Here is a 19,137-nt window from a genome sequence, read left to right on the forward strand (position 1 = left end):
GAACAAAAAAATAGTATGATATTTTATTGCATACGCAAATTCATGGTTCCGGCCACATTTCCCACGGGCCGGGGGATGTTTTTTTTAACGGTGTTACTCCCATTTCCGTTGGTCGATATCCCGTTCTACACATGACGGCTCCCTCCTGAAACCGCCAATGGGATCAGCGTTAGGGGGAATTGCTCCCATCCAATACCTTACGAACCGCGGTGTGGTTGCTCGGGGCGATCCGGCTGATGTAATGACGGCCTGATTGCGCAACGTTCCTTTGGTTTGATGTTCCATCTTTCACTTTCTCCATTTTTTTAGAAAATAACTTCGATACAAAATCCAAGGACAACAAACAGTAAAATGCTGATAATCGTTCCAACTCTCGTCATGATCTGATACTTTGTAAACTTCTTATTTCGCACAAATGTAATCCCTCGCATTCTCAATAAATGTATCTAATATCAATTCGCAATCTGTAAACTTGTATTGTCTTGCACTTTCTATATCTTGATTTAAGAAAATAAAACCGATGCATTTATCGTAGGTTCCAAGATAATCAAAAACAGATTGTATGTATTCATTGCGAACTTCATCACTGGTGCTATGCTCCGCGATCTCTCCAAAAATAATTGGCTTATTATATGCTTCCAAATAGTCTCTTTGACCTTCATTTTCATAGAATTGCTGAAAACTCTCACGGGAATCCAATGTGTTATTCAATGTCAATCCGACATAATCAACATACTCATCACCTGGATAATATTTCGTTGTGTATTCGTCTGCCCTGTTGGGAGACCATACCCACTTAACATTGGGAGCATATTCCCTACCCAAGTTCACAATGTGAACCCAAGCGTTTACATATGCGTGAGCATCATCTGTTTGCCAACTGTACCAACCAGATTTGTAAGAGGGCCTCATTTCCATTTCATGCGCTAATCGAACAAAAAGTTCTGTATTGGCTCTGTTATCCGAAGAGAGTTTCTTAAAATATTCAATAATTAAATCATCATAATACCCGTCAGAAACCAATTTTAAGTCCCAGTCGGTAGGCTGCAAAGTGATAAACGCTATATATTTATTGTCGTCTAAACATAAAGAAATCTTGTAATCACTTGTCTGATCAAAACGATCAAACCAAGCTAAAGTATTGATGCTGTCAGCTAAAACATCAGTCTCTTCGGGGCCTTGAACATAAACGCCCAAATATCTTTGTCCCTCTGTAATAGGATAATATTCAGACTCGACAACTGAGGATTCTGTTACAATAGATTCCGTAGTTGGTTCTTCCAGTGTAGCTTGACTATTACTCGGAGCCTCAATAGACGCAATGCTGTCAGAGCCATCGGCCTTCTCGGTATCGACAGGCTGTTCGTTGCAACCAACCCATAATATAAATATAGCAGCCGCGAATATACAAATGCAATTAAGGAACTTCCACTTTATCATTGTCCTCCTCCAATTTCCGGGTGCCCCATTCCATATCGTCAGAGCAGAGCATAAGGCCTAGCAATCGGATAGGAACCATGACAACAGTTAAAACAAGGATGAATACTGGAAGCAGTAATGTATAATACCACTTCACACTTCTCATAACCTTAATATTTCGTGAACCAAAACTAATGATACAACCAAGAAGAATAAAGAGAATGATCTGCCACCATGGAGCGGTATATGCCAATGTTGGAATCGCGCAGCCAAGTATATTTAACACCTTGCAAATTATAGTATTGGCATAAACGCTAACCAGCATCATCGGACTAATCATATCTGACCAGTAAATAAAGCACATCAGCTTGGCGTTTTTTAACATCCAAGGAGTCATTCTCAGATTGTTATACTGTGAACCTTCCGACCATCTTAACTGCTGCCTGATAAATTTTTTCCATTCGGTGGGCGCATCTGTATAAATTACTGAGGTGTCTTGCATAACTGTTTTGTACCCCTTTCGGAGCGTCAGGTTTGTGAGGCTTCTGTCATCGGATACTTCTTTGTGAAATCCCATGAATGTCTCATTCATAAAGTCATACATCACATCTATCAAAATCTGAGTACGGAAAGCAATTGTCCTGCCGGGAAGGCAGCCCACTTTGCCTGTAACGCTCATTGCTTTCATCGTTCCTTCAGCTCTGATCTCTTCAAGCAAATTTGCAAACATGGTTACGAGTTTGCGGTCAGGATCAAGTATTTTCTGTCTGGTTGTAACACCGCCAATTTTTTGATCACAAGCAAAAGGCTTCAGCAACTCGGACAAAGTATCCTCTGTCCATACCGTATCACTATCCACAAGCACTGTTATATCGGAATTCGGATTAATGTGCTCCATTGCCACACGGATCCCATTTCTCTTACCGGCAACAGGTGTATAATAATGCTGAACAGGAGTAAAGCAAATTGGTAAATTCCTGTTGAAATCTACACACAGGTTTTCAAGCCCCTCGTTTTTTGGCCCATTAATGACAACTATAATCTCAGACGGATTCTGGCGTGCTATTTTCATCAGAACACTATAAAATAGATCTAATGGTTCGTCAACGACTGGGAGCAGCACCGATGTAAAATAATTTATTTCTTTATCTTCATAATCATATGGCTTATATCGAATAGCATGGAAAAATACTATTCCCCATCGAATGAAAATGAATGCGAAGAAAAACATAAAGAGGTGAAGGTTATGAGTTTTGATATAATCCTCGACCATCAAGAAAAATGTGTACATTACAATCACCGCCTCGCCGGGTCAATCTCTTCCAAAGATGTCTCTTGTATAAACCTTATACATAACTTCCGAGAGTTCACTGGAAACTCTATTAGCAACAATAACATCACATGAACGCTTAAACTCCGCAAAAGAATGTACAACCTTATAACCCATAAACTCTGCGGCATCGCCTAATAAGGGTTCATATATTACAATTTCTTGTTTTTCTTTGGAAAGCCCCTCCATAACACCCCAAACAGCACTTGAACGGAAATTGTCAGAATTAGACTTTGCCGTTAAGCGGTAAATACCAACTGTGCCAGGATGTTTATTCAGAATTCCCTTTATGACATGGCCTTTTTTGGTGTGGTTTGCCTGACACACAGCGGTAATCAAATTTTCAGGAATATCATGAAAACTTGATTTCAACTGCTTTGTATCTTTCGGGAGGCAATATCCGCCATAGCCAAAAGATGGATTGTTATAATGCTTACCAATTCGAGGATCATGACAAATTGCATCTATGATGTTCTTTGTACTTAACCCATTCATTTCTGCAAAGGTATCCAATTCGTTAAAGAACGCAACACGCATGGCTAAATAAGTATTAGCGAAAAGTTTAGCGGCTTCTGCTTCATCAAGCCCTATAATCAAGACGGGAATATCTTCTTTATTTGCGCACTCTTGCAAGATGGTTGAAAAAACCTGTGCATGGATAACCATAGCAGGGTCTGCAATATCTGTACCAACAACAATTCTGGAAGGGTACAAATTGTCGTATAGGGCTTTCGTTTCTCTTAAAAATTCAGGGGAAAATAGAATGTGGCTGGTGTTATATTTTTTTCGCACACTCCTTGTATACCCAACAGGAACCGTACTTTTGATGATCATAATGCAATGATCATTATTTGCCATACAAATTTCTATGGTGGAATCAACCGCATGAGTATCAAAGCTATTGGTTTCATCCTCATAATTAGTAGGTGTTGTAATAATTACATACTCGGCGTCTTTATATGCTATTGCCGTATCTACAGTGGCTGTCAAATTTAGTTTTCTTTCGGCAAAAAACTTTTCGAGATATACGTCCTGAACGGGAGAAATACGGGAATTAACTTTCGCAACCTTTTCTTCATCAATATCAAGCACTATTACTTCATGCTTTTGGCCTAACAGAGTGGCAAGAGATAACCCCACATAACCTGCGCCTACAACAGTAATTTGCATAGCATTCTAACCACCTTTCTATTCAAATTCATTCTCGGCTCGGATGACGTTGCAAACCGCTGCAGTGTTCCGATAGATGCTTCATCAACGTTTCTTTCGCGGCGGATGCATCCGCTTGCTGGGAAAGACCCGTCAGATAAGCCAAGGCGTCATTCCACGTTTTTAGCGAAAAGGCTTCCGAAGGAACATGTAAAAGCTCCCTGGACAGATGGAATTGCTCCCATGGGCTGAGATACCGCAAATCCGACAGATACCCACATCCGGCCTTCTGGGCCAAGCACTCCAACAATTCTACCGACCATCTTTCTTCCACTTTATTCACCTCCTGCCATTTCAAAGGGAATATCCTAACCACAAACTTTCCTTTTCTGAACGATTCAATTACCGCAGAATAATGATTCTGGGGTAATCGTTACTGCTTCTAGGAAGAAAATTATTATTTTAATCAACTAAGGGCGTTCTGACAGGCATAAAAAGCAGACCTGCGCACATATTTCGCGGTGCAGGTCTATTTTTCGTATTTATTTTGCTGTTCTATATGTAATAAATGGTTGAAAATCTGCTCTGATACACTTATAATAGAGCTAATCAGTTCTACTTGTAACTGAGCAAGGGGGCCATGGAACCACAGAATCATTATTCCGTGGTGCTATGAGATCAGATGCATCCGCTGTAAGGTTCGCTCATGTTCCCGTGTGCCCATAGCTACATAGATACGCGTGGTGTCCACGGAGGCGTGTCCTAAAATATCCGCAAGATATGCCAGATTCTTTTTGATGGCATAATAGCATTTTGCAAACAAGTGCCGCAAATTGTGGGGAAAGACCTTTTCAGGATTTACCCGCGCCGCCCGGCACAGCTTTTTCATATCATGACAGATATTGCTTCGATCTAAGGGCTTTCCGGTACGGGTGCAGAACAGATACCCCGTTCGGATGCCTTTTTCTTTGGCATAGGCGTTCAATTTCCGGCACAGCTCTTTTGTCAAGAGAATGGTGCGGATTTTGCCTTTCATGCGGATTTCCGCTTTTCCTTTGTGCAATGCCTCCACAGTCAGAAAGGAAAGCTCACTGACCCGGATTCCGGTGGTGCAAATGGCAAGCATCACATGATACAGGCGGCTGTCCTTTTTCCTTTTGGCAGCGTCTAACAAGCGGTGGTATTCCGCTTCGGTCAAATCTCGGCTGTCATCCACAAATACCGTATGCTGGATTTTCAAAAACCTCACCTTGCAGGCCGCCAGCCCCAGGTAGTCCAGATAGGAATGAATGGCGGACAGCTTGGCATTTACGGTGCGGGCTTGGTGGCTCTGTTGCAGTTGCTCTCGATATTCCAGCACCTTTGCTTTTGTAGGTTCTTCCCCCTGTAAAAATGAAAGAAACCAAACCAACTCACGAACATACTTTTGTATGGTTGCGTGAGATTTTTCATGTTCGGTCAAGTAGATGCGGTACTCCCGCAAGATTTCATTGTAATTTTGTTTCATCGTGTTTTACCTCTTCTAAATTGATAGTATGAAAGTAGTATGACAGAATCTTTTATACCGTATTCTCTGCAAAGGTAAAACAAAAGAACGGGTAAGTTTAACGATGTGCTGTAGACACGGACCGTCAAGCGAACGCGTCAAACGGATTCGGCATTTGTTTATCATTTGTTGTATGGAGGCCAAGGGCCTCTTATTTTTTTGCAAATTTTTCTTTCCAAAGCGCTATTTTGCGGGTAGTTTGATGGCTTCTCAGAGTATTAGGAGTGGAGGAAAAGAAAAACAGCAAGCATAGGGAGTGTAGCCACACTCCCGGCAAACGGCTTCCCGTTTGTATCTTGGGGAAGTCCCCAAACCCCTGAATGAACGGAGGTGAACCAATGGCAAACCGAAAACGGAAATTTGTGCTGCGCGTCCCAGTGACGCCGGAGGAACGGGCGCTGATCCAACAGAAGATGGCCCAGCTTGGCACAAAGAACTTTTCTGCCTACGCCCGGAAAATGTTGATCGACGGCTATATCGTCCATATCGACACCGGCCCCGTCCGGGCGCAGACCGCAGAGCTGCAAAAAATCGGCGTCAACATCAACCAGATTGCAAGGCGTATCAACAGTACCGGGACTGTGTACGCGCAGGACTTGGAGGACATCAAGGGGGCGCTGGCACAGATATGGCAGTTACAAAGATCCATCCTATCAAGTCAACGCTGAAAAAGGCGCTGGACTACATCGAGAACCCGGACAAGACCGATGAAAAGCTGTTCGTTTCTTCCTATGGCTGTTCCTATGAAACGGCGGATATAGAATTTCAAATGCTGCTGGATCAGGCGTACCAAAAGGGAAACAATCTGGCACATCACCTGATACAAGCCTTTGAACCGGGGGAAACCACGGCGGAGCAGGCCCACGAGATCGGGCGGCAGCTTGCCGATGAAGTGCTGCAAGGCAAATACCCCTATGTGATTACCACCCACATTGACAAGGGCCACCTGCATAACCACATCATTATCTGCGCCGTGGATATGGCGAACCAGCGCAAGTACATTTCCAACCGTCAGAGCTACGCCTTTATCCGGCGCACCAGCGACCGGCTGTGCAAGGAACACGGCCTGTCTGTGGTAAAGCCCGGCAAGGACAAGGGCAAGACCTATGCCGAGTGGGACGCACAGAAAAAGGGCAAGAGCTGGAAAGCAAAACTAAAAATTGCTATCGACGCGGCCATCCCGCAGTCCAAAGATTTTGACAGCTTTTTGCAGCTCATGGAGGCGCAGGGCTATGAAGTCAAACAGGGCAAGTTTATTTCATTCCGCGCCCCCGGACAGGAACGCTTCACCCGCTGCAAGACCTTGGGGGAGGATTACACCGAGGAACGGATCACCCAGCGAATCAAGGGCATTGCCATCGACCGAGGGCCGCGCAGAAGAAGCGCCGGGGAAATCTCCCTGCGGATCGCCTTGGAGGACAGTATCAAGGCCCAGCAGTCGGCGGGCTATGCGCGGTGGGCGAAGCTGCACAACTTGAAACAGGCCGCCAACTCCTTAAACTTCATCACGGAACACCAGATTGACAGCTACGAGGGCTTGGAAAGCAGGCTGGCCGAGATCAGCGCGGTGGGCGACGCGGCGGCCTCCGCCCTGAAAGACGCAGAACGCCGCCTTGGGGATATGGCGCTGCTGATAAAAAACCTCTCCGCCTACAAGCAGCTCCGGCCTGTGGTGCTGGAACTGCGAAATGTCAAAGACAAGGCCGCGTTCCAGCGGCAGCATGAAAGCCAACTGATATTGTATGAGGCGGCGGCAAAGGCGCTCAAAGAGGCTGGGATCACAAAGCTCCCCAACCTGTACGCCCTCAAAACCGAGTATAAAAAGCTGGACGCAGAACGGGAACGGCTGTCCGCACAATACAGCGAAGCGAAACAAAAATTGAAAGAATACGGCATTGTCAAACAGAATGTGGACAGCATTTTGCGGACAGCGCCGGGAAAGGAGCTTACGCAGGAACGATGAATATACCGAGAATGAGTTACCCCCAATACCGCAAGGCCCGCAGGCTCACCCATGAGTGCTGCAACTACTGTAACGGAAACTGCCTCCTGCTGGACGATGGGGAGGAATGTGTCTGTGTGCAGAGTATTTCCTATTCGCTGCTGTGCCGGTGGTTCAAGGTGGCCGTCCTGCCGCTGGACGCGGCCCTGTGCGCCGAAATCACCAAAGGCCGGGATGATATCAAACGCTGCACCGTCTGCGGGGCGGCCTTTACGCCCAACTCCAACCGGGCCAAATACTGCCCGGATTGTGCGGTGCAGGTACGCCGAAAGAAAGAGGCGGAACGCCAGCGGAAAAGATACCTCCTGTCTACGCATTTAGGACGGTAAAAATACACGGAAATCAAGGGCTTTTCCGCATGGACAGCAGGCAGATGGATAAAGTTATCCTGTTCCCCGCAAAACGGGGTTCTAAATGCGGGAAAATGGACAAACAAGAAATGCCGGACGCAGAGGCAATACAGCCCCGCGCCCGGCGTTTTGGATAATTGCCGATTATGTAATTGCATGATATAATACAGTAAAACAAAGCGGGAAACGGTGGAACTTGTATGAATATTGAAAACTATATTGAATCACAGTACAGAGAATTATTATCATGTAGTCAAATAAATGTGGAATACTCCGATTTATATAAATCATTTAGAAATCAAAAACTTCGGGAAATACTTATGACCTTACATCATGATCTGGTTGGACTTTTTAGAACAATGAACGAAAGGCTACCAACTGGGGAACATGAAGCACACTTTTGGGCAGAACCGAGCAGAGATTTAATTAAGAGAATCGAAATTATATTCAGCTTAGTAAGTTCACTAAAAGCAACGCCTTTAGCCTTTCAAATAGACCCATACTATTTAGAGTTACTTACACGCTGTCGAGATTTCCTTAGTTCAAGTGGAGGCAGTTCATTACCGCCCAATATGGCAAAGGTCGAATTATATTATACACTTCCTATTTTTTTACCTCTTAGTAGCATAACCATTTCACATAAGCAACAAGATTTTACATTTGATTTGAAGCTGATCGGAAGCGGTTCTTATGCTAATGTTTATAAATATAAGGACACTTTTTATAATCGGCCTTTTATTTTAAAGCGTGCAAAAAAGGAACTTACAGATAAAGAAATGGCCCGTTTCAAAAGAGAATTTGATGTAATGAATGATCTATCTTCTCCATACATACTTGAAGTTTACTGCTACAATCCAGATAAAAATGAGTATATTATGGAATATATGGATTATACACTGGACGGATATATCGCTGCTCATAACTCCACCTTAACAATTATACAGCGAAAAGGAATTGCCCAACAAATATTACGCGCTTTTGATTATCTTCATTCAAAAGGACATCTGCATCGTGATATAAGCCCTAAAAATATTTTGATAAAAGAGTACGACGATACCCTTGTAGTTAAACTTTCAGATTTTGGACTTGTAAAAATTCCTGATAGTACGCTAACAACGGTTAATACGGAGTTCAAGGGTTATTTTAATGATCCTGCACTGGTTGTCGAGGGGTTTAACACTTATGGCATAGTTCACGAAACTTATGCTCTCACCAGAGTTATTTATTTTGTAATGACAGGTAAAACTAATACTGAAAAAATTACGAATCAGAATTTACGAAATTTTGTTGAGAGAGGATTGAACCCGGATAAAACCAAAAGATTTCAAAATATTCGCGATATGATTTCAGCGTTTAAGACCATATAAAAATGCCGGACGCAAGGGCCATATAGCCCTCGCGCCCGGCGTTTTGCTTACTCGTCTGTGAAGTGGAACCGCTGCGCCGCAAAGTCGGCGTCGCTCATGGCGTCCAGCTTATCGGCGGTCTGGCAGGCCAGCGTAGCCATTTCCTTGTCCATATCCGGCAGAACTGTCCGGAGATTTGCTGCTGTCCTGCGGCGTTTGGCATTATGATACAGACAGAGCAGGTTTTCTTCTTCCACGGTGAAATACATTCCTCATACCTCCATTTCTTTTGATTTTTCCCACGCCGGGGACTTCTTTTTCTGTTCCTCCTTGGCGGCGGCAAGCTGCGCCCGGATGGACGGTTTCTTTGGTTTTTGTGTTGTCCTGCGCGTTTGCTTGGGCTTTTTGGCCTCCGCCTTGGCTGCCTCGGCCACATCCAAAAGGGAAATCTGTTCCCCTGCTTTTGCCTTTGCTTCCAGTTCCTCCATAGACGGGGCGTTGTTCATCATGCCGTCGATCATGTTGTAGTTCTGCTCGGTGGACATTTCAGCGGTTTTGATGTGGCTGTCCTGCTGGGCCGGGATGGCAAAGGCCCTTGTGCCGTTTGCCATAATAAGATACTTGCCGTCCTCCGACTGGTGGTGGAATCCATACCCGGCAGCCTCCATCTGTTCCCGGCTCCTGTCGGTCAGATAGAAACGTCCCCTCGGCGTCTGGATTTGTTCGCCGGTCATGCACTCGTCCGGCGTGAGCTGCTTTTCCGGCTGGGAGAAGAACTCCGGCACCTGCCGGTAGTCGGCCCCCTCGTCCACATAGTAGGCCGTCTGTTCCCCGTCCTGCCGGAACACCACAATATCCCCCATAGAGAGGGAACGTCCCTTGTAATCGGCGGGATGTTCCATATTGAAGCGGCGGTAAATCTCGTCCAGTGTGGTGTCCTTATCCAGCGGCGCGGTGTAGACAAGCTGGTAATTCTTCCTGTCCACCAAAAGCCCGTCCGCCTGCAAGTCCTCATAGGAACGGTAGCGGAAGTCGCGCCCCTCCGGGCCGGGCGGCACTTGGTAGATGGAAAAGTTAGGCTGCGCCGGGGCATAGGAACCAGAGTCAATATATTCCTCCACCGTCAGCCCGGCAGTGGCGGCTTCCTGTTCCAGCTCGGTCTTGACCTGCGCCTTATAGTCCTGCAAGCTCTTATCAAAGTCGAAAAGCTGCGGCGGCTCCGGTAACGATTCTCCCTGATTGAGAAGCGGACGGCACTCTCTTACATACTCCACCAAGGCGTCCAAATAGGCGGTCTGCTCTGGCAACAGGGGATCGCCGGATCGTAAAAGGTGTTGGGCCTCCTGTTCCATACGGGAAAGGTTGCAGTGCTGTTTGAGATATGGGACAAAGGTATGCAGCAGCATATCCCGCTGGGCCTTGTCCGCTTCCCATGCCTCCGGCCCCTCATGGTGCAGCACATGGTTTTTCCAGCTTTCATCCTGTTCGTAGTATTCGTGGCAGCCCCGGATATGCTGAATCAGGGAACCGTCCCCATCGCCAAAGTCCTGCCGCCCCTCGTAGTTGTCCGGCTGGCCCTGCATGGTAAAGTCAATGCGGAACCTGGTCTTGTCGTACCAGCTTCCCGTATAGCCCGGCTGTTCTCGGCCGCGGCGTTGGGCCTCGTCCAGTGACTGAAAAACAGCGTCGGCCTCATGTAATGGCATTTGCTGGCCATCTTTTAAGTGGGGGCTTTCACTCCAAAGAATCGTGACAATCGGCTCGGCTTCCGGGTCACAGGCGATGGTCTGTTCCGCCCTGGCAACGGCCATCTCACTTACAATCTGGCTTTTTACAACGTCATCCATCTTGCCGTGTTGAAGTTCATACCCCTGTTCACATAGGTGGTTGATCAGCCCTATGATTTTTTGCGGGTCGTTCACGGCGTCGGCATAGTCCATAATCAACTTCCGTTCTTCCCTTCCCAAACGCGGGGCGCTTTGTTCGGCCAGCGCGATCAGGGCGGCCGCCCGGTCAGCCGGGGATACATCCGGCATCAAGGGATTGCCGTTCAAAATACCGTCGATTCCGTTCCATGCCTGCGGCTGGGGAATGGCGTTGGCCTGCTTGGCGGCTTCCAGAAAACCGTCCAGCGCGTCGCCGGTCAGGGGTTCCATCGTCCCAGCCGGTAGCTCATGGGCAGCAAGGATTTCCTTTCCAGCTTCCATAAGGGACAGGTCGGGATTGTCAAGCTGGCCTCCGTCCAGCTCCTTGTAGTCAGGGCCATATAGCGTGTAGTCATAACCGTTTTCCGATGTCTGGATATACAGGTAATCGCCGCTTTCCAGACGGTAGGCGGCTTCCTGCGGGGCCTCGGCCTTTTCCAGTGAACCGTCCCCGGCAATGGTAAAGCCCTGTTCCTGCGCCGCCTCCTTGGTTCCCTGTGATACCTCGCCGGTGGATTTTAAATCCGCTTCAATGAGGGTTTGCAGCATGGCTTTTACGCTGTCGGTCATTTCCTGCTGTTGCTTGGGGGGCAACTTGGAAAATGCACTGCCTGGGTCTGGCTGCTCAGCGGCCTGTTCCAGCGGTGCGGTTTGCGGCTGTTCCTGCTGGGCCTGCCGTTCTTTCTGAAGCTGGGCAAGGTGGCCGTCAATGGTGGTAATCAGTTCATGGGCGGTGGCCCGGATGGTTTCAAGGGAGGCTTTCAGCTCTTTCAAGTCCTTGCCGGAACTCCAACCGGCCACATAGCCAAAGGAATAATCGGAGGTATCCAGCCCGTAGTACTGGCAAACGGCATAAGCCACGCTTTCGGCCTGCACTTCGCGGGTGCGGCTGTCGGGGCGGTCGGCCTGCTCTATGGCCAGGGCTTCCGGGTCGATGGCGTGGAGCTTGGAATGGGCGATCTCATGGATGGCCGTCTTTAGGGTCTGTAATTCGCTCATGCCCTCCTGAATGGCGATCCGCTGTTCTGCCAAGTGGTAGTAGCCGTGGGAGCCGCCGGGGATGTCCTCAAAGGACATCGGGACGGGGGAGGTCTGTTCCAGCGCCTTGAAAAATTCCTCGTACCGTTCCACGCTGCCGGTCAGTTCTTCCATGCCGATAGAGGGCAGCGGCTCGCCCTCGGTCTGGCTTACATCAAAGACGGACACGATTTTGAAGGCCGGAACTTGGATTTCCTGTACCTCGGTGACTGGCTTTCCATCCTGGCCTATCACCACCTTGCCCTGGGCGTCCAGCTTCGGCACTTCCTTCTTTGCTTTGAACGGGGCCGGGGCCAGGATCTTGATGGCTTTTTCGCCTTTCTTCACATTGCGGTGAAACTCGTCCCGCCACTTATTGTAGCCCGCTACCAGCTGGCCCCCCTGCATAGCAATCAAGAGGGTGTTATTGAAGCTGTAACTGTGGAACTTCGCTATGGAGGTGAGATAGGCTTTGTAGCGTTCACTCTCAAACAGCTCCTGTATGCCGATTTCCAGCCGGTCGGTGATTTCTTTCATACGGTCGGTACTGTTCTGGCTGTTTAATAGAATGGGGGTGACAGGCTGCGGGGCCTTTGCGGGAGCTGCCGTCTCCGGCTGCACCTTGCTTTCCTCCCGCATAATTTCCGGCGCAGGATAGGCCATCACCCGGTATTCTTCCGGCACTGGCTGGCCCTCATGGACGCGCTGCCATTTGTCCCCGGTTCGCAGAAGATACCCGTACTCGGTGAATGTGCCTTGTTCCCCCTGGGCAATAAACTGGCCCAGCCGTTCCGTGTCAATGGCCGGTTTCCATTCATCGGGAATCACCATCAGGCCCGAATGATTCAGGTAGTAATCCCCTAAGGTGCGGTAGTCTTTGGCGTCAATGAGAACAAAGCAATCGGTATTTTCGGAATAGTCGATGACCTGCCCGATGGTCTGAAATTTCTCCAGGGACTGCATGACGGCGTTTAACTGCGACCGTTCCACAGCATCCAACTTTTGAAGCTGCACGGCAAGGAAGTTCAGTTCGTCCACACTGGCGGATTGTATCAAGTCCTCCGGCAGTTCCAGCGGATGCCCCTCCGGGGCAGAAACACCGGCAATGAAACAATCCTGCTGGTTGTCGGCGGTGATATGGATTTCGTTTAAGGCGGCCTGCACCTGTTCGGCGGTCGTTGGCAGGGAAAGCCAGCAGCCATGTGGTTCGTCGGATTGTGCTTCGGCGTGGTTATCAAGAAAAATGGAACATACTTCGTTCACGGAGGCTCTCCGTTCCGGGGTGGTGTTGAACGTTGGCGGCTGCATGGGTTCCTCCTGTGTGGGAAGCTCTGCGGCTTTTGCCGGTTCCTCCCCTTCGATGGTGTAGCCGGGGAGCAGACAGCCGTTGACCTTGAAATAGTCGGCGTATTCCTTAGGGATAGCCGGGGAAATTTCCGTAAAGTAATGGGCGTGTGCCTTGATACGGCCATTCAGGTACTTGTCCAGTGCTTCCCGGCTGGCAAAGACTTTCCGATCCTGTCCGGCAATCTTGGCCTGCCGGTAGCTGCCCGGCGCGTTGGTGCGCAGGCTCCAGCTTAATGTCCAGGAGTAAGGGACGGAGGTTTGGGCGGCGCTGTCGTACCGGGTGTTCTCTGAAATGGAGTAATACATCTGGTAAACCATGTTGCTGCGGATATGCCGGTAGTTGTCCGGCTGCTCCCACTGGTTGGAAGTGTGCGTGACGGGAAGCGTCCGGGCATATTCCAGGACTTTGTCCAGAAACAGGGTTCTTCCGGCCTGTTTCTCCCATGCGGCGGCCTGCGCTTTCAAACGGTCAAACACTTCCTGTTCTGCGGCGGCGCTTTCCGCCCGCAGAGAAAGAAGCTCCGCAAGGGGCAACTTTACCGCTTCGGAGAGATCGGCCTTGCCGCTTTCAAAGTAAATCCGGCGCTCGATCCGCATCGTGCTGGCCGGTTCTAAATCGTCATGGTCATAAGAGCTATAAGACATTTGGTGTCACATCCTTCCTAAAAAATGGCATAAGAAAAGCAGGAAACCGTTTCAAAGATTTCCTGCTGGGTTGTGCCGCCGGTGGGCGGCTGGTATTTAGTTGTGAATAAGAGGGGCCTACACGGCCTTTGTTTTATTTAACCTTCCAAATATGCCGCCAATATTTCAAACTTAATAGAATCGCGCAGATTGCAGTAATCACATCTGCCAGAAGATACGTCACTCCAACCTGCTCCAAAGGAATGATGCGCGGCAAAAAGAAAACAGAGAAAATCATGGAAAGACCAAGTATAATCTGCAATGCTTCAAGCCTATGCTTTTTCCCCATATCCTTTGATGTGATAAACAGCAATACAAGACCAACCGCCAAAATGGCTAACCAATAGTACGGGAAGTCTGTACCATACAGACCGGAAGAATAGCCGTCCCAGCCAGCATTCATCAGTATGACAGCCCCCCACCTGCCAAAAAGCATCTTGGCATTTCGCTGCTTAGTACTTAATTTTTGTTCCTGCGTCTCTTGTTCCTCGGCATAGGTTTGAGGATCAACCAATTCAGAAATGCTCATTTCAAAGAGAGAAGCCAGTTCCGATAAGTTTTTAGATGTCGGTTCACTGGTTCCTGCTTCCCACTTTGCAACGGCTTGACGGCTGATGCCCAACTGATCGGCAACATACTCTTGGGACATTTTTATTTGTGTACGCCTGGCTTTAATGTTTTCGCTCAGTGCCATGTTCACGCCCTCCTTTCAGATTTCATCATACATCAACATTCCGGTTGCAGGCTACCAACTAAAACGCAACCGTAGGTTGCAAGAGCCAGGCCATACAGAAATTTAAGAATCCGGCAGCTCACTCAGCATGTTTATGGTGCGGTAAATTTCTCCGCAGGCAGGGCACTTCCAGTCCAGATTACTCTTTTTCGCTTTCTTATGAAGATGCTCTAATTCCGCTTGGTGGCATTTGGGGCATATGGTTGGAAGCTCTGCCCATAACCGTTTCAGCAAACGGACTTCGTTCTCCCGGCTGTTCGTATACATTGTTCCTCCTGGTCTAAGCCGTTCTTAAAATCAAACAGATCGACTACCTTTATGTGTCATATTCAATGAGATATATTTGATTGGAGCTTTGATCATAAATTGCAAAGGTAAAATTAAAGGAAAAACGTTGGAACAACTCGGAATCATCATATGGATTCCTACTTTCCGAATGGCGGTCATAAAAATAATAGTATCCGTCCTGTATTTCCGGTATAGATACTTCATCATCGTATGGCTGGTATAGGAAAGTATCTAAGTTTTCGGGAAGTGGAAGTGTATGCCAGGTTTCACTTTCTTCCATTTGTTCACCGATGGAATCATCGGGATACTGTACCACTGTGTAGGAAACACCATCTCCATGAAATCCACCATGCGTATCCTTGTGGGAAACAACTTTCCCTATCGTTAAGTCAATCCCGCATTGTCTGGACAGTGCTGCCAGATTATTTTCCCGGCTACATAGAACAAAGGTCAGTGAAAACAAAAGCAATGCGATTGCGCTAAAAATAAGTATCCATTTTTTCATAACCATCCGCCTACCTTTTCGTTGTCATATTTCCAAAGCCAGCCAGTGCCGCTCCCATCAAAAGGCCCAGCGGGAGGTCCTTCAACAAAATTCCAAAAATCAGGCCAAGCCCCATCCCAATCGCAGCCATACCATTCAAACGTGATTTTTTATCCGGTTGTTTCATCGGTTCCTCTTTTGCATGACATACTCCTTGCGCATATTATAGCAGGGATACCCGATGTTGAAAAGCAAATCTGAATCCATTGCGCACAAACGGGGGTTCATGAGACAGGGGGATTGAAGCCTTCCCAAAGTGAAAATTCCCGCCCGGCAGAATGGCCGGGACAGGGAGTTTACCGGGAGTGTGGCTACACTCCCTATGCTTGCTGTTTTTTAGTTTTTGCCCCTCTGTTCCACGCGGTAGTTCACATACTTGCCGCCGGTATCGGCCAAAAGCACCGTGCCGTCGTAGGTCTTGCCGGTTTTCAGAGAGAGCAGTCCCTTTACCTTTGCCTTTCCGTCTCCCAGCAGAGCGGCGGCGATTTTCGAGGTGAACGCTTTGCCCCGTTCCTCAAAAAATCGGTCATTCTTCCACATGACAAACTGGCAGGCCCGGTTTCCGCAGGAATAGTTTTTCTTGCCCTCGTAGACGCTCTCCCCACAACGGGGGCATTTGCCGATAGCCACACGCTCATCCTGAAACAACTTCTGTGCGTCCTCGCTGATCTGCGAATAGCCCACAATCAGGCTCCTTGTCATTTCTGCAATGTCATGCATGAAGTCCTCCGGGTCGGCCTGACCTTTGGCAATGGCCGTCAGCTTCGTTTCCCATTCAGACGTAAGCTGGGGAGAGGTCAGCACATCCGGAAGGACGCAGGCAAGGTTATGGCCGTCCCTGGTGGGAAGAAGCTGCTTGCCTTTTCGTTCCACAAAGCCCATCTGCACCAGCTTTTCCAGAATGGAGGCGCGGGTGGCCGGGGTTCCCAAACCTTGGCGTTCGGCGTCCTCCGGCATATCCTTGGCCCCGGCCCGTTCCATAGCCGAAAGTAGCGTGTCCTCGGTGTAGGGCTTCGGGGGCGCGGTGTAATGCTCGGTGATGCTGGCCTCCGCCTTGTCAAAGGTCTGGCCCTCGGTGATCTCAGGCAGTACCCGCGCCAGCTCCGGCGCGTTCTCGTTGGCATCGGCCTTAAAGCAAGTACGGAAACGGAGGTCAATCTCTTTCCAGCCCGGCGTCAGGATGGTTTTGCCCTTGGCGGTAAACTCTTTCCCGGCACAGGTGAAAGTGGCGGTGACGGCCTCAAACACATGAGGCGCGGCCACGGCGCACAGGAGCTTGCAGCACACAAGGGAGAGAAGTTTTTTCTCCCCCTCGGTCAGCCCGTCAAAGCCTTTCTGCACAAACTCCATCGTGGGGATGATGGCGTGGTGGTCGCTCACCTTTTTGCTGTTCAGCACCCGGCCCAACTGCGGGGAGAGGTCAAGCCCCTTTGCAAAGGGGAGCAACGGCCAGAGGCCGGACACAAGGCTTTCCGCTGTGGGCTGCATATCGTCGGTAAGGTGCTGGCTGTCTGTTCTCGGATAGGTCAGCCGCTTCTTTTCATAAAGCTGCTGGGCATAGTCTAGGGTCTGCTTGGCGGTAAAGCCAAAGAGCCGGTTAGCCTCCCGCTGCAAGGTGGTAAGGTCATAGAGGCGGGGCGGTTTCTCCGTTTTTTGCTCCCGCTTGACGGAAACACAAACAGCCTGTGCCCCAGCGCAAGCCGCCTTAGCCGCCTCCGCATCGTCAGGACTTGTAAAGCGGTCGCTGGCCGCCTCCATGCCGCCCGCCGCGATATGGACAACGTGGTATTTCTCTTTCTTGAAATTGCCGATTTGGCTTTCCCGGTCAACCAGCATTTTGAGGGTGGGTGTCTGCACCCGGCCCACGGTCAGGGTCTTGTGGTAGAGGATGGAGAAAAGCCGTGTGGCGTTGATCCCCACCAGCCAATCCGCCTGCGCCCGGCAAAGAGCCGACTGATACAGGCTGTCGTAGTCTGCCCCCGGTTTTAGATGGGCAAAGCCGTCCTTGATGGCCCCGTCCTCCATGCTGGAAATCCAAAGACGTTTGAACGGCTTTTTGCAGCCCGCCATCTGGTAGACGAAACGGAAAATGAGTTCTCCCTCTCGCCCGGCGTCTGTGGCGCACACAAGGCTCTCCACGTCGGTGCGCTCTATCAGGGAACGTAAGATTTCAAACTGCTTTTTCTTCTCGTCCGGGATGATGTACTGCCACTGCTGCGGGATAATCGGCAGGTCGTCATAGCGCCATTTTTTGAACCGCTCGTCATAGGCCCCGGCGTCGGCAAGGGAAACCAGGTGGCCGATACACCAGCTCACCAGATAGCCGTTTCCCTCTAAGTAGCCGTCCTGTTTTTTCTCCGCTCCAATCACTGCCGCAATGCTGCGGGCCACGCTCGGTTTCTCTGCAATCACTAACTGAATACTCATTCCTCATCCTCCTTGTTTGGTTCAGGTGCTTCTTTCTCGATCAACCAATCTTCCCCCGGCTCTTGGGTGTCATCTGGCTCCGGGGCTTCTTCCTCGTCGTCCTCGTCCTCCCCAAAGTCGTACTCGTCCAGATCGTCGCCGCCCTTGATGTCCGCTTTTGGCTTGCGGAACTTGAAGAAGTAAAGAGCCGCGCCGCCGCCTGCCAGAACGACCGCCAGGAACACCACAAGGCCGCCTATGCCGTTTGGCTTTTCCTCCTGCGGCTTGGCTTCCTCCGGCTTGTGTTCTTCCGGCTCCGGCCCGGTGCAGGCGTTCATGTTGTTTTTACACACCGGGCAATTCGTATTGACAGCCCCGGCCTCACACTTGGTTGTGCAGGTACAGTGTTCCGGCTTGGTCTCGCCGTCCTTCAACAGTGCTTGCAGGTCGGCATCGTCCACTTGGTTTAAGAAATGCACCGCCGTTTCCTTGTCCTCGTTGGCCCGGTCGATCAAGATATAGAAGTAATTCCCGGCCTTGGTGGTGACGGTGATCAACTGCTTATCCCCGAAAAAATCATCCACCAGCGCCGCATTGCCCTTGGGTGTGACGGGTACGTCCTCCGGCTCCATCTCGATCCCCCCGGTGGTGGGTTTTTCCGTTTCCTCCGGCAATGGCTGCGGGTGAGGGTCAACACCTCCGGCGTAGGCGGTGACGGAAACAGCCGCCATGCAAAGCACAGCGGCCAGTGTTGCGGTGAACATGCGAATGGCTTTATTCTTCATCGGCGGTTTCCTCCTGTTCGTCCTGCTCAAAATCCGGCTGCGGGGCTGGGGGTGCCTGCAACGCGCCATCCCGGACAAAGGCGGCAAATTCCTGGGGCGTCATGTGCAGGTCCCGCACAAGCTGGACAATCTGCAAGTTTTCCTGTTCCGTCTTGGCCGCTTCCAGATCCCGAAGCTGCTTTTGCAGCGCCGCGATCTTGTCCTTGGTTTTCTCAATGTCCTTTTCAATGCGTTCCAATTTGTTCATTGCCATAGTCAAACACTCC

General features: G+C 49.4%; 18 protein-coding genes. 4 read left to right on the forward strand and 14 right to left on the reverse strand.

The annotated features are described in order from the left end of the window. Positions 1 to 402 precede the first annotated feature (402 nt). The 5 genes from CGC65_RS26840 to CGC65_RS26860 form a co-directional block, all read right to left on the reverse strand. Positions 403 to 1,440: a glycosyl hydrolase gene (locus CGC65_RS26840; protein ID WP_002566652.1), complete on the reverse strand. Its 1,038-nt coding sequence runs from the start codon at positions 1,438 to 1,440 to the stop codon at positions 403 to 405. Next, positions 1,418 to 2,710 carry a glycosyltransferase family 2 protein gene (locus CGC65_RS26845; RefSeq protein WP_002566653.1) on the reverse strand — a complete coding sequence of 431 codons (1,293 nt, stop codon included), beginning with the start codon at positions 2,708 to 2,710 and terminating at the stop codon, positions 1,418 to 1,420. Before CGC65_RS26845 ends, CGC65_RS26840 begins: the two co-directional genes overlap by 23 nt. Before the next feature lie 21 nt (positions 2,711 to 2,731). After that, on the reverse strand, positions 2,732 to 3,919 hold the full coding sequence (locus CGC65_RS26850; protein ID WP_002566654.1) for a nucleotide sugar dehydrogenase: 1,188 nt from the start codon (positions 3,917 to 3,919) through the stop codon (positions 2,732 to 2,734). A 28-nt stretch (positions 3,920 to 3,947) separates the two neighbouring features. Next, positions 3,948 to 4,232, reverse strand: a complete 285-nt coding sequence (locus tag CGC65_RS26855) for a hypothetical protein (RefSeq protein ID WP_018595755.1) — start codon at positions 4,230 to 4,232, stop codon at positions 3,948 to 3,950. 336 nt (positions 4,233 to 4,568) lie between these two features. Continuing rightward, positions 4,569 to 5,405 (reverse strand): tyrosine-type recombinase/integrase, encoded by an 837-nt coding sequence (locus tag CGC65_RS26860; RefSeq protein WP_002566655.1) that lies wholly within the window; start codon positions 5,403 to 5,405, stop codon positions 4,569 to 4,571. A gap of 377 nt (positions 5,406 to 5,782) precedes the next feature. Between CGC65_RS26860 and CGC65_RS26865 the strand changes: the two genes are divergently transcribed. The 4 genes from CGC65_RS26865 (at position 5,783) to CGC65_RS26880 (ending at position 9,163) form a co-directional block, all read left to right on the forward strand. Beyond that, entirely contained in the window at positions 5,783 to 6,112 is a 330-nt protein-coding gene (locus CGC65_RS26865; RefSeq protein WP_002566656.1) for a plasmid mobilization protein, read from the forward strand. Then, positions 6,073 to 7,407, forward strand: a complete 1,335-nt coding sequence (locus CGC65_RS26870) for a relaxase/mobilization nuclease domain-containing protein (RefSeq protein ID WP_002566657.1) — start codon at positions 6,073 to 6,075, stop codon at positions 7,405 to 7,407. The genes CGC65_RS26865 and CGC65_RS26870 overlap by 40 nt, the downstream gene beginning before the upstream one ends. Further along, positions 7,404 to 7,775, forward strand: coding sequence for a cysteine-rich VLP domain-containing protein (locus CGC65_RS26875; protein WP_002566658.1), 372 nt, complete (start codon positions 7,404 to 7,406; stop codon positions 7,773 to 7,775). The genes CGC65_RS26870 and CGC65_RS26875 overlap by 4 nt, the downstream gene beginning before the upstream one ends. 221 nt (positions 7,776 to 7,996) lie before the next feature. Then, positions 7,997 to 9,163, forward strand: coding sequence for a protein kinase family protein (locus CGC65_RS26880; RefSeq protein WP_002566659.1), 1,167 nt, complete (start codon positions 7,997 to 7,999; stop codon positions 9,161 to 9,163). 47 nt (positions 9,164 to 9,210) lie between these two features. On the opposite strand, the gene CGC65_RS26885 is transcribed toward CGC65_RS26880, so the two are convergent. From CGC65_RS26885 to CGC65_RS26920, 9 genes are all read right to left on the reverse strand, one after another. Next, entirely contained in the window at positions 9,211 to 9,411 is a 201-nt protein-coding gene (locus CGC65_RS26885; RefSeq protein ID WP_002566660.1) for a transposon-transfer assisting family protein, read from the reverse strand. 3 nt (positions 9,412 to 9,414) lie between these two features. Next, the gene (locus CGC65_RS26890; protein WP_002566661.1) at positions 9,415 to 14,076 is read right to left on the reverse strand and encodes an LPD25 domain-containing protein; all 4,662 of its coding nucleotides are present in this window, start codon (positions 14,074 to 14,076) and stop codon (positions 9,415 to 9,417) included. A gap of 133 nt (positions 14,077 to 14,209) precedes the next feature. Further along, positions 14,210 to 14,809: a helix-turn-helix domain-containing protein gene (locus CGC65_RS26895; protein ID WP_007036729.1), complete on the reverse strand. Its 600-nt coding sequence runs from the start codon at positions 14,807 to 14,809 to the stop codon at positions 14,210 to 14,212. Positions 14,810 to 14,911: 102 nt separating this feature from the next. Next, on the reverse strand, positions 14,912 to 15,115 hold the full coding sequence (locus tag CGC65_RS26900) for a hypothetical protein (protein WP_002566663.1): 204 nt from the start codon (positions 15,113 to 15,115) through the stop codon (positions 14,912 to 14,914). Positions 15,116 to 15,164: 49 nt separating this feature from the next. After that, positions 15,165 to 15,641, reverse strand: coding sequence for a hypothetical protein (locus tag CGC65_RS26905; protein WP_002566664.1), 477 nt, complete (start codon positions 15,639 to 15,641; stop codon positions 15,165 to 15,167). A gap of 10 nt (positions 15,642 to 15,651) precedes the next feature. Then, complete coding sequence (locus CGC65_RS31470; RefSeq protein WP_002566665.1) at positions 15,652 to 15,807, reverse strand: hypothetical protein; 156 nt, start codon at positions 15,805 to 15,807, stop codon at positions 15,652 to 15,654. 209 nt (positions 15,808 to 16,016) lie between these two features. Beyond that, positions 16,017 to 18,107: a DNA topoisomerase 3 gene (locus CGC65_RS26910; protein ID WP_002566666.1), complete on the reverse strand. Its 2,091-nt coding sequence runs from the start codon at positions 18,105 to 18,107 to the stop codon at positions 16,017 to 16,019. Further along, positions 18,104 to 18,871: a DUF4366 domain-containing protein gene (locus CGC65_RS26915; protein ID WP_002566667.1), complete on the reverse strand. Its 768-nt coding sequence runs from the start codon at positions 18,869 to 18,871 to the stop codon at positions 18,104 to 18,106. Before CGC65_RS26915 ends, CGC65_RS26910 begins: the two co-directional genes overlap by 4 nt. After that, complete coding sequence (locus CGC65_RS26920) at positions 18,861 to 19,124, reverse strand: DUF4315 family protein (protein WP_002566668.1); 264 nt, start codon at positions 19,122 to 19,124, stop codon at positions 18,861 to 18,863. The genes CGC65_RS26915 and CGC65_RS26920 overlap by 11 nt, the downstream gene beginning before the upstream one ends. Positions 19,125 to 19,137 lie beyond the last annotated feature (13 nt).

Origin of the sequence: Enterocloster bolteae (assembly GCF_002234575.2) — a bacterium.
GTDB classification, from domain to species: Bacteria; Bacillota; Clostridia; order Lachnospirales; family Lachnospiraceae; genus Enterocloster; species Enterocloster bolteae.